Raw genomic sequence first — 14,587 nt, forward strand, 5'->3', positions numbered from 1 at the left:
TCGGTTTTATAAGTTTCCAGAATCTACATCGTGAATAAACTTGATGACTCCGTTCATAAACACCTGTTGGTCATCCCACATTGCCAGATGGCTTCCGTTGGGGCAATAGAGATAGCGACCTTTTTTGACCAGTTTGCTTTGCTCCTCCATTGCCTTGGGGTCCATCGTATCGTGTTTGGCACCAATCATCAAGGTAGGGACTGTCAGTTCGTTCAGGCGATTTTTAATATCCCACCTGGCAAGTCGACCGCTAATCCCAAACTCACTCGGCCCCTGCATCAACACATAAATGTCATTGTTGGCATGTTTCATAGACCGGTTAAAGCCATCAGGCCATTCGGCCAGACGGCATAAATGTTCATGATAGAAATTGGGAATGAGCAATTCCATATAACGCGGATTCGTGAAATCCTTTTTCGCTTCAATCGCCCGAACTTCCGCAAGCACTTCGGGCTTCATTTGTTTGGCAAGCACGTCATCCGCATATTTTCCATATTCAGGGGCGCTGGCCATCATATTGGCAACCAGTAATCCTTTCAAATGCCTTTGGTACTTCAGGGCATACTCCATTGCCAGAATACCACCCCATGAATTGCCAAGCACATAGAAATTTGAACTGTCGGCTCCAATAGCCTGGCGAACCTGTTCGACTTCCTCAACAAATCGTTCGGTTGTCCAGAGGCCGGTGTCTTTGGGCTGATCGCTGTAGTAAGAACCTAATTGATCGTATTCATAAAATTCAAAGCCCTGTCGCTGAAAAAACGTCTCAAAACATTCCATGTACTCATGCGTCATGGCGGGGCCACCGTGCAATAGCAGGATCTTTATTTTTGGATTGTTGCCAAACCGTTTTGTCCAGACCTTGAACTCACCCGCTGGCGTTTTAATCGGGATTAGTTTTACCCCTGCCGATTCCAGTGAATCACCATAACTAAAATAATCTGCGACGGAGACAGCCGTTGACGTATCGTTCTGTTTGCAGGAAACAAGAAGGCAAATCGCTACAAGGAAGGAGAGTAAACGCATGGGTTAAGTAGTGAGAAAGTTGATGTATTCAGATCAGGACTTTCGTGCCGTGTCACTGCACGGCGGACCGTGGTTATTTTTAAGTGTCATGACTAACCGTGGCACAGCACGAAAGTCATACAGGAGCAAAGTTCAGGCAGTAATTATTCGTACACCTAGTCGAGCTGGCCCATGCCTTTTATTTTTCGGTAAGGTGTTTTGAAAAAATCGCCGACGACCTGATTGAACATATCCTTGTAACCGATGAGTGTCGAATGGCCGGAATTGGGTAAAATCCATAGATACGATTGTGGAATTGCCTGAGCAATGGCCATCGTGTGCTTTGGCAGAATCACGTCATTATCGCCACCGATAACCAGCGTCGGACATTTCACCTGTTTCAGATCCGCCGTTGAGATATGCGGATGGAATATCATCAAGCTGAGCAATTTCTTCTGCGCTTTGACCGTCGGTATTTGCGGAACCTTCGCCAGGCTATCATTAGTCGATACGATCCATTGAAAAAGATCAGGCTCAACGGCCGTTGTATCGGGCCATAAATTTGCCCCGGTAATGGCCAGTTTCTTTACCTTTTCAGGATGCCGCATCGCTAACAGCAATCCATCGATGCCTCCGTCGCTCCAGCCAACAACGTAGCATGAATCCACATGCAGCTGATTCAGCAGGGCATTAAAGTCGTCGGCCATCATTTCGTAGGTAAGCGAATCGGCAGGATCTGTCGATTTTCCCTGCGCCCGGCTATCGGCCAGAATCACTTTGTAATTTTTGGTAAAATACGGAATCTGGTTTTTGAAGTTATTGATCGAACCACCGTTACCGTGAATGAAGAGCAGAGGTTTACCCGTACCATAGACTTCGTAATACATGTTGAAACCCCGGATTTTGGCGTATTTTCCAACTTTGGCATTGTTGCCATACTCCGTGTTACCAGTCGAAGCAACGGGTAATGTCGATTGGGCAAAAGCAGATAACGTCAACAAAGCGGTGACCACGGAGAGGAGTAGTTTTTTTGATACGCTCATGGTTTGGGCTGTTCCAATGTTTTATGAAGACAATATACCCAACTTATTGGGTCTTATGGGCTTCCAGGTTAATTTCAATCAATTGACCCGGTAACGCCAGCCCTTTGACTTCGAGCCACGTACCTGTGGGGAAATTCTTTTGGTAAATCGAATTTCTATATCCCGATTGATTGATAAACTCAGGCATGTTGGTCGTATACACATTCTCAACCACAACGTCGTCGAAAGTGTAGCCGTAGTGTTTCAGTACTTTGCCAAGGTCAGCATAGCAGTTTTTCATTTGTTCTCTCAGGTTGCCAGGGGCTATTAAGTTCCCGGCATCGTCCATGCTGGCGACCCCCGATATTTTCAGATCGTTGCCAATCCGGACGGCGTTTGAATAGCCGTAACTTTTTTCGACCTCAGGCCGTAGCAGGAAATAGTCCAGCGTGTCGGTTTGAGCTATTGTTTTCTCATCGGCTTCATCTGGTGTTGAGGTGCAGCTAACGGCAACCATAAGTAGGGCAATTGAGGTAGTCAAAACTCGTGTGAATTGATCAATTTGCATAAGTTGAGGAGGGGTTAAACGTAAAAAAACTTGTAGCGGCAAAATCAAGTTGATTTTGCCGCTACAAGTTTCCGACGATACTCGCGAAAAAGCTTCTGATATAGTACCAAATATTTCGCTTATTGTTGCAGAAATGGGTGTTTTTCGGGATTTTGATACCCGGTAAGCGACAACGAGTCAATCGGGACGTTCCTCGACTTACTATTTTCTGACTTACTTTAAACAAAATACATCGTCGGCACCGACGCCTAAATTAGTATATCGCCATCAGCCACCATTACTTGCAGAATGGCCGCAGCACCACATTGTTTTGATACAGCTTTTGGGTCAAATTTACCATCCTGCGTAAATTTTCCTTTTTGATAATGATTGGTGAAACTCCATAAGTAAGGAGTCAATACTTCCGGGTGCCTAATTCTGTAGCCAAACCCATTAAAACCTTCCAGTTTAAACAGAATGACGGGCAAAGGCCAATTTTGCACACCTGATAAACCATCAAAAATTAACGCATCGATAGCACTTTCCTGCCAGGTAAATGGGGCTTTTCCGGGAGGGCGGTTCTTCGGGACATGAACCGTTTTGGCACTTAACGGATCGCCATTGTGCAAATGAGTTTTAAAATTTAGCCCACCCTCTAAGCTGTGGATAACGGCTACAACAAACCAGGGTACACTGGTAGCGTTCTCCACCAGTTCATAGACTGCTTTATTGGCCACTATTTTGTTTTTGATTTTTACGGCTTCATTCTGTTTCGCGGGATTAATCAGACAAGAGCCAAACAGACTTTCGTATTCGGCTGTGAGTTGAGGATTTAGGCTAATAGACATTGGAGTAGGAATTTAGAAACTGTTTGTAAGTTGATTTTAACTACCAGAACCCCGTAATTTTTAGTCAAACCTGCGAGGACTATTTGCTGCTTTTATAGGTAAGCCTTTGGCTTGGAACCGTGCCAAGGTTACTAGAAACACGATTAGAAACCGTGGCACGGCTCCAAGCCAAAGGCCTGACAGGTAACACGGTCAGGCTGTAAAGGCGCTCTTATTGACTTTTAGCCTGTTGAGATTGCTTAGCCTGTTTCGCGGGAACAAACCAGCCATCCATAAACGGTTCCCGCTGATCATTGTGAACCTTAAAGCCCATGACAAGTCCTAGCTGGACAAACGGGTAACTGTCTTCGAGATAGATATTATAAATATCCTGGCTGCGATAACCGACGGCAATAAAAGCCGATGTCGTTGAACTACGCAGTGCCTGATAAAAGCCAGCATGGTATCGAAACTCAACATTGGGCCAGAGTCGCCACGGACCCGAACCCGCACCTATGTATTTACTGGAACCGATCGATACATCGACAATAAAACGCTGTTTTTCATACTGCGAATCGGGTATGATGCCTAAGGTCTGAGGGTCATTATAGTGGGCTACATCAATCCACTGTCCCCGCAAATGCAGTTTAGCGAGGCTATAGCAATTGCATTTCAGCGAAGGCTCACCTGGTATCAGCACATGTTCAACGCCAATAAACCAACTCCGAATTTTGTCCCAATTATGAACGTTTGTCTTCGTTGCAGCTAACTCATTCAGTGAGGTTTGCCCCCCTTTTTTCCAATAGCCCCAGGTAACGCCTAACTCAGTGACTAAATTGACGGAGAAATTGCCATTATAGATGTTGAAATTCCGATTGGGCGGACGAGCAGGATCATCGTTTCTCCCATCCTGCCCATTTGAGTGATGGAAAAGTGAGAAACTGTAATAACGATACGGCAGATAACGATCGCTTTCCGACTCAAAAACGCTGAAGGCTTCCAGTTTTTCACGATTCAGATTGGGCATCGCAAAGTAAACGGTCCCTCCAGGCAAATAGCTGGGCGTCCGTACGGGAAACGACCGGTCCCATGTTGCATTTTGATGATCGCGGGGCGAGTAACTACTGTCTCTTAGAATTCGTACGATATACCGGGGAGTCAGATCGATCGCTACGCTTCCTTTCATGTCGTTAAATAGAAAGAAATGTGGGTTGATATCAGCAGAGAGGTAATAATTACGATGTGTTGTCTGGTTTCCCAGGTGCCATTCCGAAAAAGGAGGGCTCACATAATTCTGTAACCCATTCCAACGATATAGCTTTTTATAGAGGTAGTTCCGGAATTTTTTAACCGCCAGCCTCGACGAATCCTTATTGAGAACGGCCTCTATTTTCCCCTGCTTTAGCGGAAACAAAGGCGTAGGTTGTCCAGCAACTTTATAGCTACCGGACAAGACCCAGATGAAAAAGAGGCCGTATAAATATCGATGCATAGCTGTGTAGACCTGAAGGAAACCTAGCACTAGGGTAACGCATTAATTGCATCCAGTCGGGCAATGACAAAATCACGTCCATTTTCAAAAAATATCCGATCTGCGACCTTATCAATAGGTAACGAAGCAGGTAGACTCACGTTAAAATCTTCTGTATCGATTGTCCGCCAGGAGTTAACCGCAGGAAGCCCTGAAACAGGCACTTCAACGGGGTTAGCAAACTGCTTTTTCAGCGAGGGATGAATGTGTGAATCAAAGAAGAAAGCCATGGGTTCTTAAAGGTCTAAAAGGCATCTAAAGGTAAGCCTTCAGGAACACAGCCACACGGGTAAATTCCCGTATTTTACCGGGTGAAAAAACTGATCTTCAGTAAATTATAGGAGAGTTCTCAGGACTTTCGCGACGCCCCTGCCACCGCAGCCGATGATTAACCCTATCGCTTTTCCTGCCAACCGGCATTCATGCCGGAATGTCAATGCTGAATGACTTTCTCCTTCCGTTGACAGAGTCCTTTTCTGTTGCAGATCATGGGCAATGGATGCCGAATACGTTCATGCTGACAGAATTTGTATCCGTTAGTTATAAACCTCCTGGTAAGTACTTTTAGATTCAGATAATTTATACCTGGCCACTGAGTATATATTATCTGAAAGTGTGTATAGAATTGAACGCCCGTTCTCCTTGAGATCGGGCGTTTTTGTATTACTTCGGTATCCGCCCAGGCTTGACCTGATCGATGAGATTACTAGAAAGCCTGGGATCATTATCGGAAAACCAGGCCAACCTGTAGTCGAATTAAATGGGTTTAGAGTCGTATAACGATCAGGCACTCCGGCTGATACCCAATTTTTTCATCTTCGACTCCAGCGTGGTAGGAATTACATCCAGGATGGCTGCCGCCCCGTTTTTACCGCTTACTTTCCAGCGAGTCATTTCCAGTACGGATAAAATATGAGCCTTTTCACACTCCTCCAACGTAATGGGGCCTAATTTTTTGTCAAGTGTACCTTTGCGTAATAACCATTCTCCCAGTTCAAGCCGGCGGCCCGATGAGATGATCAGCGAGCGCTCGACAATATTTTCGAGTTCGCGGATATTTCCCGGCCAGTTGTAGGCAATCAAGGCATCCATAACATCCTGCGTAATGACCTCTATTTTTCGACCGATACTGGGGCCGTGTTTCGCGCAGAAATGTTGTACCAGTAAAGGAATGTCTTCTTTCCGCTCGCGCAAAGGCGGGCTTTGGAGCGGAAAAACGTTCAACCGATAATACAGATCCTCCCGAAACCGCCCTTCCCGAATTTCGTTCTCTAAATTGCGGTTGGTGGCGGCAATCACCCGAACATTGACTTTCAGGGTTTTACTGCTGCCCACTCGCTCAAACTCCCCTTCCTGCAACACCCGAAGCAGTTTGGCCTGGAGTTCGATCGGCATCTCTCCGATTTCATCCAGAAAAATAGTACCACCATTCGCTAGTTCAAAGCGGCCGATTTTCTGGATTGTAGCGCCGGTAAACGCACCTTTTTCATGCCCAAATAGCTCACTTTCGATCAAGGTAGCGGGTAGAACGGCACAGTTTAATTTGACTAATGGTCGGTTTCGGCGGGTACTGAGATTATGCACTGCCCGTGCAAGCAGTTCCTTTCCTGTGCCCGATTCCCCCAGAATCAGCACCGTTGTATTCGTTGAGGCTACCTGCTCTACCAGCGAGAGTACTTTTCGAAACGGCTTACTCTCCGTGACGATTTCTTCAAAATTACTTTTCGACTTAATCTCTTCGCGCAGATAAACATTCTCGGCCTGCAGCTGAGTCGTCAGATTTTCAACCTCTTTTAATGCCTTCGAGAGCGCTTCTGTCCGCTCTGCCACACGCTGTTCGAGCAGTTGGTTTGCCTGCTGGAGTTCCCAGCGTAGTTTGCGAAGCGTAAGGTGCGTGTTAATGCGCGACAGTACTTCCTGAAGCTGAAAAGGCTTGGTGATGTAGTCGACGGCCCCCATGTTAAAGCCGTTGACCTTGTCAATCGTTTCCGACAAAGCTGTCATGAAAATCACCGGGATGTCGTGTGTGTCCGGATTGAGCTTGAGTCGTCGACACGTTTCAAAGCCATCCATACCGGGCATCATCACGTCGAGCAACACTAAATCAGGACGGGCATACCGAATTTGCTCAAGGGCGCTTTTCCCATCACGTTCAACCAGTACTTTGTAGCCATGGCTACTTAGGGTTTCGAATAGGATGCTGATATTATTGGGTGTATCGTCAACAATCAGAATGTTGGCAGATGGGTTGTCGGGCTGATCAATCATGGGTTTCCAGGCAAGTTTTAAGGTACTGTCGGATATGCTTTGTATCGAATTCGTCGGCCATATCCCGAATCTCTTTCACAAAGGGCTGATAGTGCGAATCAAGCGTTTCAACAAGACGGAGCTGGGTCAAAATACCCTGAATGTCGCCCGTCATGGCTAGCTCATGCAAGGCTTCGAGGTACTGAACAGGGGGCAACTGGAGTGGTTCGGTATGTGTTTGTGTATCAATGCTTTTGAGTGTAATACTTTCCAAATTTCCGTTCCATACGCCATTTTCAAGACCTTCGACTCGGGTAATGGCAAGCAGTTTATTGATGAGCGTCAACAGATGCGCCCCGCTTTCCTCAATGATCCGAACGCCCTTCATCTGGTTATCCGTCAAGGCAGCATCCTGCCGCAACAGTTGTGCAAAACCCAGAATACCATTGAGGGGAGTCCGTAGTTCGTGGCTCATATTGGCCAGAAATTCACTTTTAGCCCGGTTCGCCGTTTCGGCCGCTTCCTTGGCCGCTTTTAGGTGAACAGCCTGCGCTTCGAGTTCTTCTTTTTGCTGGACAACCTGCGCGGTTCTGGCCTGCACCAGTCGTTCCAGTTTTGTTTTCTCGTTGGTCAGATGGCGGGTATAGAAGCGAATCAATCCAATCAGACCCAGTGAGATGGCAAAACTGTAGAGCAGATAGGCTATTTTCGTCTGATACCAGGGTGGAAGTACAGTAAACACGTAGGTACTTTCCTGACTAAGCTGATGGTATGGATTGCTGGCCCGAACGAAAAACGTATACATCCCGGCGGGCAGATTGGTGTACTCTTTTTTTGTTTCCTTCGTCCATTTCGACCAGTTCGTATCGTCCATCATCAGGCCATGACCCATCAGCCGGTATTGAAATTCATTGCCGCTCTCGCCCACAAAACTGCCCGCAGCGAAGTGGAACGTGATGGCCCGATCGTGATAATTGAGTTTAAGGGCTGGCGATTTACTCTGGTTCCCGATTGCCAGGAGCGAGTCTGACTCAGTCAGGCGTATTTTCCGAATAAGGGCTGAATAGGGGCGTTTGGGCAGTTTTTTGCTGTCGTTGTAGCGATACAATGCTTCATCATTGCCAATCCAGATGCTGGCATCGGTATCCGTATAAACCGCGAAACCGCCACGCTGGCAGGGCAACAGACTGGTGCTATCGTAGGCAAAGGCGCCATTACCCTGGTGACGCAAAACACCCAGTGGACTCGAAAACCAGAATGTGCGCTTCTGGTCCTGCGCGAAATAAGGCGACCCGGTCGTCGCCGGATTATGAAAAAGAGCGGTAAAGCGGGGATCTTCTATAAAACGATCGCTTCGGACCTGGTATCGGTAAATGCGATTTTTTGTCGTAAAAAACAGCCCTTCTGGGGTTGAAAAGACGTAATTCCAGGTTAATTGATTGAGCCCTTTCGTAAGCCCATAGTGACGAATCGGCGGATTCAGGCGGATACCTTTTGCTAGATTGACGTAGTAAAAACCCTGTAGGTGCGTACCGACCCAGAGATTTCCGGTTGAATCTTCCACAATCGACCAGCACTCGCCCGCAATACCTTGTAAAGATCCAAGCCATTGAAGGCGTCCGTTCGTAAATCGCAGTACGTTGACCCCATCAAACATGGCAGCAAACACTACAGTTGTATCTATTCTTGACCGAGTGAGTGCATAGGCCATTCCGCCACTCATGTGTACCGATTGCTGGACTTTCCCATCCCGAACCCGAAGAACCGCTCCCATCGACCCAACCAGCAAATCCTGATTGAAGGAGATCATATCCCAGCAAGGCGACTCGGAACCAGGTACAGGCTGGAACGATTCAGTCTTTTCGTTTAAATAAACCAGTCCGGTATTGGTGCCTGCATAGAGTTGCTGCTGGTGTCGAAGTACATCCCAGACGGTAGCACGGATATTCTGAGTGGCTCCAAAACGGGTAATCGGGTTATTGATTTCAATTTTATTGATGCCGTTCGCCAATCCCGCCCAAAGCGTTTGCTGTTGATCCAGAAACAAACTGTGCACCCGGTTCTTTGTTAAGCCGGTTTGCTCATTGATTCGCTGCCAAAGCCGACCGTCTTGCTCAAGAATACGAATGCCTCCACGAAGGCTCGCAATAGCGTAACGAATGCGCCCAGTCGTTGAATCCGGCAGGGCAATTGCCTGTGAAAGATCAGTGCGCCGGAGCCACTCGTCTTCGGTTGTGATAAATCGTGTAACAGACGCCTGACCGGGTCCGGAATGCAGGAATGGTGCATCATAGAGAAACAATCCATTGTGTTGCGTCACGATCAGTAATGTCTGATCGGTAAAAGGCAGGACAGACTGTATGGAGACATTGGCAAACTGATTTCCTGCCGGTACAGGTTTAATCGTTCCCCCTTTGTCGATCTGCATCAGCCCAACCCCATCCTCCTGAACGAACAACCTTTGCCGGGCATAACTCGCTAACTTAAATTGGCGCTTCGGATACCAGACTCGCACTGACTCGTTCGGCCGATAGCGAATGATCTTCTCGAATGTACAGAAATAGACCCCTTCCGGCGTACAGAATAATCGCCAGACAGGCGGCACGTTTCGGTCAGTAGCCGGTAGCTTATGCGACAGTGATACGAACTGCGTTTGCCCTGTCGGGGTGGCTTTTAGATAACCAAAATCCGTTTGAGTACCGACGAAAACCGTACCATTGCCGGCAACGCCCAGAGATCGAACGGTTAGTCCTGGTACATCGATGAGCCGCCAGGAGGAGCCATCGTATTCGAGCAGTCCGTTGTAATTACCCACATAGATGACCCCTCGTTGATCCTGAACAATGGCCCGATTTTCGGGATGTGCCTGATAATCTTTAGGGCTGAAATGCTGCATAAGTGGACTTCCCGTTTCTTGCGCCCTTCCTGCCCAACCGACTAGTAATCCAACAAGAATCAGTAAATTCCGAACGTTCATATCCTGTTAACTATCAAGGAGGTGCGGCTTATTATCTTAAACAAGATTTTAGGTATTCACGCATCTGTTTCATGTCGAATTGGCGAGCCAGTTCTCGAATTGAGTTGACAAACGCGGTGCTATCCTGTTCGGCAGTACCTATCGAATCCAATCGTGTCAGCACGCCCTGAATATCGCCAGTAAGGGCTGTAGCGTAGAGATCTTCGAGTTGGTGTATCGGCGGAAAGCGAACGGGACTGCCTCCGGGACCGAAATCGTTCGCTTTCATCGGTCCACTTGCCGACAGGGGAGCTAGATCGGAATAGATCCAGGTTAATTGTAGCTGTTTCTGAACAGCATTCAGCAATTGCTCGATGTGGATGGGTTTAGGCAGAAAATCGTCGCTACCCGCATCAATGCTTAATTGGTAACTGTTCAGGATACTGGCGGAGAGCGCAATAATCTTAACGGCAGAAAAAGCGTGCTGCCTGCGAAATTGCCGAACAGCCTCGAATCCATCCATGTAAGGCATTACCAGATCCATCAGCACCAGATCGGGTGTGAATTCCCGTGCACGCGTTAGAGCGACGGCTCCGTTTTCGGCCTCTATTGTTCGAAAACCAAGCGGCTCCAGCAAGTTTGTCAATACCGACCGGTTCTCCCAGTGGTCATCGACGATCAGAATCGTTCGCTGCGTTCCCTGATAGCCGCTAATCTGACGATTACGTTTGGCAATCACTTGCCACGACGAAGCAATAGCGGGCAAATTGAGCGTTATCCGGAACGAACTACCCTTGCCCAGAGTGCTGGTAACCCGTAATTCGCCGTTCATTATGGTGACTAATTTTTCGGTAATGGTCAGCCCTAATCCTGTTCCTTCCACAAAACGCCCCTCTTCGCGGAGTTGCTGAAAGGGTAGAAAAATCTGATCTAACTTATCATGCGGAATACCAACACCGGTATCGTCAACCTGAAAACTGACCTGATTTTCGCCGGGCGCATAGTTCACTTTTAGGGAAACACCTCCTTTGTCGGTGAATTTGACGGCATTACCCAGCAGATTAATGAGAACCTGACGCAGTTTACGCTCGTCACCAAGTACCAGTTCAGGTATGGGATCTGGGGCTTTGTAGAAGAACGTCAGATTTTTCTGCTCTGCCTTCACCTGAATCAGGCTGGTGATATTGGTCAACAATTCATTCAGGCTGAACGGGTTCTGGTCGAGTTCCAGCTTCTGCGCTTCAATTTTCGACAGATCCAATACGTCATTGATGAGCACCAGCAGGTTTTCGGCGCAGTTATGAATGATATTGATGCCATTCTGCTGATTACCAGTCAGGGATTGGTCTCGCCGGAATAGCTGTGTATACCCCAGAATGCCGTTGAGGGGAGTCCGTAACTCGTGGCTCATATTGGCCAGAAATTCACTTTTGGCCTGATTCGCCATTTCAGCGGCCTCTTTGGCTTTCAGAAATTCCCGCGTTCGCTCAATAACCGTTGCTTCCAGTTGTTCCTGCGTCTGAAGTAGTTTTTCTTCCGCAACTTTCCGCTCGATTTCGGCCCCCGACCGCGATGCAAAAATGCGCAGTATGCTCAGGTATTTCTGTTGGTTCAGCAAGGGCCGATGGTCGCAGATAGCGATATGTCCGATTACCTGGCCACCCCGGTCGTTGATAGGTACGCCAACGTATGACTCAATGCCGACTTCTTTGGTAAAATTCAGTTCAACATCGTAGGGATAATAAAAATCCCGGCCCTGCATCACAATACTGCACGGTGTGTCGGAGAGGTCGTACTCGATGTTTTCAAGGAGCCGATCGTCTTCTACGTAAGCCAGTGTTCGCACCCGTGTTTTTTCTACGTTAGCGCATTCGGTGACCAACGCAAACCGTACCTGAAGCGTGGTGGTAATATGGCGAACGAGGGTCTGAAAAAAATCCATACCCGTCACGCCCGCCGTTCCTTCTGAAATCAATCGTAGCGTTTCGTCCAATTGACTCCGTTCGGTTATATCGCGCAGGAAACAACACAGGTATCGATCGCCTTCGAAGTTGATTAAATTCATGCCTACCTCAGCCTGAAGCAGTAGACCGCTTTTCCGGCGCTGTCTGGTTTCAAAGGTTAGCGTCGGGAGGTTTTCCAATGATTTCCACAGACGGGCAAAACGACTGGCATCGTACTCGATGCTGAAATCGAAAAATGTCAGTTGCTTTAGCTCACTAACCGTATAATCCAGCAAATACCCCGCTGCTTTATTTGCCCGATATACCTGCCCATGTTGATCAATCAGCATGATGGCTTCGAGCGCATTTTCAACCGTAAAGTGCGACAGTCGCAGCGTTTTCTCGTCCGTTTTCGTGCTATCTGCCATTTTCTGATTGTCAAACCGGAATCACCTGACCAATGGAGGTAATCAAGGCGTTAGAGCCCTGTCCAATAGCCATCAAGTTTCATTCCTGTTTTCTGACCAGAATGGATAGCTGATCTAAATGGGCATAGATGAGTATAGGAGCTCATTTCTAAGAAAATGCAGTAAAAAGCAGTGGAAAAATTACTGGACGCATTCACGACATATCCGAACATTCACGATATATCATGAAATTAATGAATTATCCATTTGTGCCTGTTCCTGGTTAGCGCGGAGAAGCGTGGAGTCGGGATCTTCAACCTGACCCTTGTGGTTTAAGAAACTGCATCCGGAACGAACAACGAGGTTTTGAAAATCGCCACGGCGAACCGTCGCATCGGCGAACCGTCCTCCCTGTGTCAGTTTTAAGAAACTGACAACACATCACAACACAACATCGGCTAATTCACAGATCAACAATAAGCTAATTTTCAGGGTATTCCGAAAATCAATACGCCAGGTTTTATCAAGTCTGGATAATAAATCCAAAACCCGATTAATTCAAAAAGACAATTACTGTTTCATTTGTACTAAAAAGGTGTAAACCATGGAAGACCTGGCCCCATTTCTTGAGAATGTAAGCAGAAAAGTAAGCCTGTCGCCTGATAATCTGGATCGACTGCTCAAAGCGTTCAAGGTGGTCAGGGTCAAGAAAAGACAATTTATTATCCAGCCAGACTTTGTAGCCAGGTATCGTTCGTATGTGCTGAAAGGATCTTTTCGTTCGTATGCGATTGACGAAAAAGGGATTGAGCATACCATCCAGTTTGCGATCGATGACTGGTGGATTACCGACTACAACAGCTACATCTATCAGACACCGGCAACCCAGTTTGTTGTTGCTCTGGAAGATAGCATCATTTTGCAGGTTGATTTCCAGGATGAACAGGACCTGAAAGCCTATAGTCACGAGCTGGAAACCCTATTCCGGATGATGGCCGAAAAATCAGCGGCCTATTTAGCCCGCCGGATCGTTTCCAACCTGACGCAGAATGCCGAACAGCGGTACACCGAATTTATAGAAACCTTTCCTAAAGCCGTTCAGCGCCTGCCCCAGTATGTGATCGCTTCCTACCTGAACATGACCAGAGAGTTTCTATCGAAAATCAGAAACGATAAAGCGCATAAAAAGTGAACTACTTCACCCATTTTTCTTAAGCTACTTCATCGTTTTCAGCCTTCCTTACCCGGCAATTTTGCAGTGTAATTAACACGCAGGAAAATGTCAGGAAAATTAAAAAACAAAGTAGCCATTGTCACCGGAGGGAGCAGTGGAATCGGGTTGAGCATCGCAAAACGCTTTGCCCGGGAAGGGGCTAACGTAGCCATCACAGGACGCAATCAGGCCTCTATTGATAAAGCACTTCAGAAAATCGGACCGAATGGATTGGGCGTCCGGGGAGACGTTTCGAATCTGGATGATCTAAACCGCGTTTACCAGACCGTTGACGAACGATTTGGCAAAGTCGATACGCTGGTGGTGAATGCGGGTGTTTATGTCCTTGCTCCACTGGCCGATTTTACCGAAGAACAGTTTGATACCGTCAGCGACATCAACTTCAAAGGGGCTTTCTTCTCGGTTCAGAAAGCGTTGCCGGTTTTAAAAGATGGCGCTTCGGTTATTCTGGTATCATCGACCGTAAATGGTAAAGGAATTCCCAATCACGCAGCCTACTCGGCAACCAAAGCTGCGGTACGTTCCTTGGCCCGCAGCTTTTCGGCAGAACTGCTCGATCGCAAAATCCGGGTCAATACGTTAACGCCGGGCCCGATAGACACCCCGGTTTTCCATAGCGTTACCAGCAATGCCGACGAGGCCAAAGCGATGATGGAGGCTATGGGCAACTTTACGCCCGTTAAACGGATCGGCACTTCCGATGAGATTGCGGCCGGTGCGGTTTATCTGGCCTCCGACGAGTCTTCATTCATGCTCGGCGCGGAGCTTTTACTGGATGGTGGATTAAGAGATCTTTAATAGGACTTTGGCTTGGAGTCACGGCGAAAAAATTTGTCGAAGAAGGTGCCGACTTACCGCTGATGGCGCT

11 protein-coding genes are annotated in these 14,587 nt (G+C 47.5%); 2 read left to right on the forward strand and 9 right to left on the reverse strand.

The features are described 5' to 3' along the window. Positions 1 to 6 precede the first annotated feature (6 nt). The 9 genes from GJR95_RS34320 to GJR95_RS34360 all read right to left on the reverse strand — a co-directional run bounded on the left by GJR95_RS34320 (position 7) and on the right by GJR95_RS34360 (position 12,506). On the reverse strand, positions 7 to 1,026 hold the full coding sequence (locus GJR95_RS34320; RefSeq protein WP_162390148.1) for a proline iminopeptidase-family hydrolase: 1,020 nt from the start codon (positions 1,024 to 1,026) through the stop codon (positions 7 to 9). A 155-nt stretch (positions 1,027 to 1,181) separates the two neighbouring features. Further along, a complete protein-coding gene (locus tag GJR95_RS34325) occupies positions 1,182 to 2,048 on the reverse strand; it encodes an alpha/beta fold hydrolase (protein ID WP_162390149.1) in 867 nt (288 codons plus the stop codon). Between the two features lie 43 nt (positions 2,049 to 2,091). Then, on the reverse strand, positions 2,092 to 2,595 hold the full coding sequence (locus tag GJR95_RS34330) for a RidA family protein (RefSeq protein ID WP_162390150.1): 504 nt from the start codon (positions 2,593 to 2,595) through the stop codon (positions 2,092 to 2,094). A 248-nt stretch (positions 2,596 to 2,843) separates the two neighbouring features. After that, the gene (locus tag GJR95_RS34335; protein ID WP_162390151.1) at positions 2,844 to 3,422 is read right to left on the reverse strand and encodes a hypothetical protein; all 579 of its coding nucleotides are present in this window, start codon (positions 3,420 to 3,422) and stop codon (positions 2,844 to 2,846) included. A gap of 211 nt (positions 3,423 to 3,633) precedes the next feature. Beyond that, complete coding sequence (locus GJR95_RS34340) at positions 3,634 to 4,893, reverse strand: hypothetical protein (protein WP_162390152.1); 1,260 nt, start codon at positions 4,891 to 4,893, stop codon at positions 3,634 to 3,636. Positions 4,894 to 4,922: 29 nt separating this feature from the next. Continuing rightward, positions 4,923 to 5,162 carry a hypothetical protein gene (locus GJR95_RS34345; protein ID WP_162390153.1) on the reverse strand — a complete coding sequence of 80 codons (240 nt, stop codon included), beginning with the start codon at positions 5,160 to 5,162 and terminating at the stop codon, positions 4,923 to 4,925. Positions 5,163 to 5,715: 553 nt separating this feature from the next. After that, the gene (locus GJR95_RS34350; protein WP_162390154.1) at positions 5,716 to 7,200 is read right to left on the reverse strand and encodes a sigma-54-dependent transcriptional regulator; all 1,485 of its coding nucleotides are present in this window, start codon (positions 7,198 to 7,200) and stop codon (positions 5,716 to 5,718) included. Further along, positions 7,193 to 10,156, reverse strand: a complete 2,964-nt coding sequence (locus GJR95_RS42380; protein ID WP_232540958.1) for a ligand-binding sensor domain-containing protein — start codon at positions 10,154 to 10,156, stop codon at positions 7,193 to 7,195. The genes GJR95_RS34350 and GJR95_RS42380 overlap by 8 nt, the downstream gene beginning before the upstream one ends. A 31-nt stretch (positions 10,157 to 10,187) precedes the next feature. Further along, a complete protein-coding gene (locus GJR95_RS34360; RefSeq protein WP_162390155.1) occupies positions 10,188 to 12,506 on the reverse strand; it encodes an ATP-binding protein in 2,319 nt (772 codons plus the stop codon). Positions 12,507 to 13,089: 583 nt separating this feature from the next. On the opposite strand from GJR95_RS34360, the gene GJR95_RS34365 reads away from it, so the two are divergent. Continuing rightward, the gene (locus GJR95_RS34365) at positions 13,090 to 13,677 is read left to right on the forward strand and encodes a Crp/Fnr family transcriptional regulator (protein WP_162390156.1); all 588 of its coding nucleotides are present in this window, start codon (positions 13,090 to 13,092) and stop codon (positions 13,675 to 13,677) included. 87 nt (positions 13,678 to 13,764) lie between these two features. Then, positions 13,765 to 14,517 (forward strand): glucose 1-dehydrogenase, encoded by a 753-nt coding sequence (locus tag GJR95_RS34370; RefSeq protein ID WP_162390157.1) that lies wholly within the window; start codon positions 13,765 to 13,767, stop codon positions 14,515 to 14,517. The last annotated feature ends 70 nt before the right edge of the window (positions 14,518 to 14,587 follow it).

The organism is Spirosoma endbachense (assembly GCF_010233585.1).
In the GTDB taxonomy this organism is placed as follows: domain Bacteria; phylum Bacteroidota; class Bacteroidia; order Cytophagales; family Spirosomataceae; genus Spirosoma; species Spirosoma endbachense.

What these genes read in the sequence shown, in the direction of transcription:
- GJR95_RS34360 (WP_162390155.1), bottom strand. Translation starts at nt 12,506, where the DNA reads ATGGCAGATAGCACGAAAACGGACGAGAAAACGCTGCGACTGTCGCAC.
- GJR95_RS34320 (WP_162390148.1), bottom strand. Translation starts at nt 1,026, where the DNA reads ATGCGTTTACTCTCCTTCCTTGTAGCGATTTGCCTTCTTGTTTCCTGC.
- GJR95_RS34330 (WP_162390150.1), bottom strand. Translation starts at nt 2,595, where the DNA reads ATGCAAATTGATCAATTCACACGAGTTTTGACTACCTCAATTGCCCTA.
- GJR95_RS34325 (WP_162390149.1), bottom strand. Translation starts at nt 2,048, where the DNA reads ATGAGCGTATCAAAAAAACTACTCCTCTCCGTGGTCACCGCTTTGTTG.
- GJR95_RS34335 (WP_162390151.1), bottom strand. Translation starts at nt 3,422, where the DNA reads ATGTCTATTAGCCTAAATCCTCAACTCACAGCCGAATACGAAAGTCTG.
- GJR95_RS34365 (WP_162390156.1), top strand. Translation starts at nt 13,090, where the DNA reads ATGGAAGACCTGGCCCCATTTCTTGAGAATGTAAGCAGAAAAGTAAGC.
- GJR95_RS42380 (WP_232540958.1), bottom strand. Translation starts at nt 10,156, where the DNA reads ATGAACGTTCGGAATTTACTGATTCTTGTTGGATTACTAGTCGGTTGG.
- GJR95_RS34340 (WP_162390152.1), bottom strand. Translation starts at nt 4,893, where the DNA reads ATGCATCGATATTTATACGGCCTCTTTTTCATCTGGGTCTTGTCCGGT.
- GJR95_RS34370 (WP_162390157.1), top strand. Translation starts at nt 13,765, where the DNA reads ATGTCAGGAAAATTAAAAAACAAAGTAGCCATTGTCACCGGAGGGAGC.
- GJR95_RS34350 (WP_162390154.1), bottom strand. Translation starts at nt 7,200, where the DNA reads ATGATTGATCAGCCCGACAACCCATCTGCCAACATTCTGATTGTTGAC.
- GJR95_RS34345 (WP_162390153.1), bottom strand. Translation starts at nt 5,162, where the DNA reads ATGGCTTTCTTCTTTGATTCACACATTCATCCCTCGCTGAAAAAGCAG.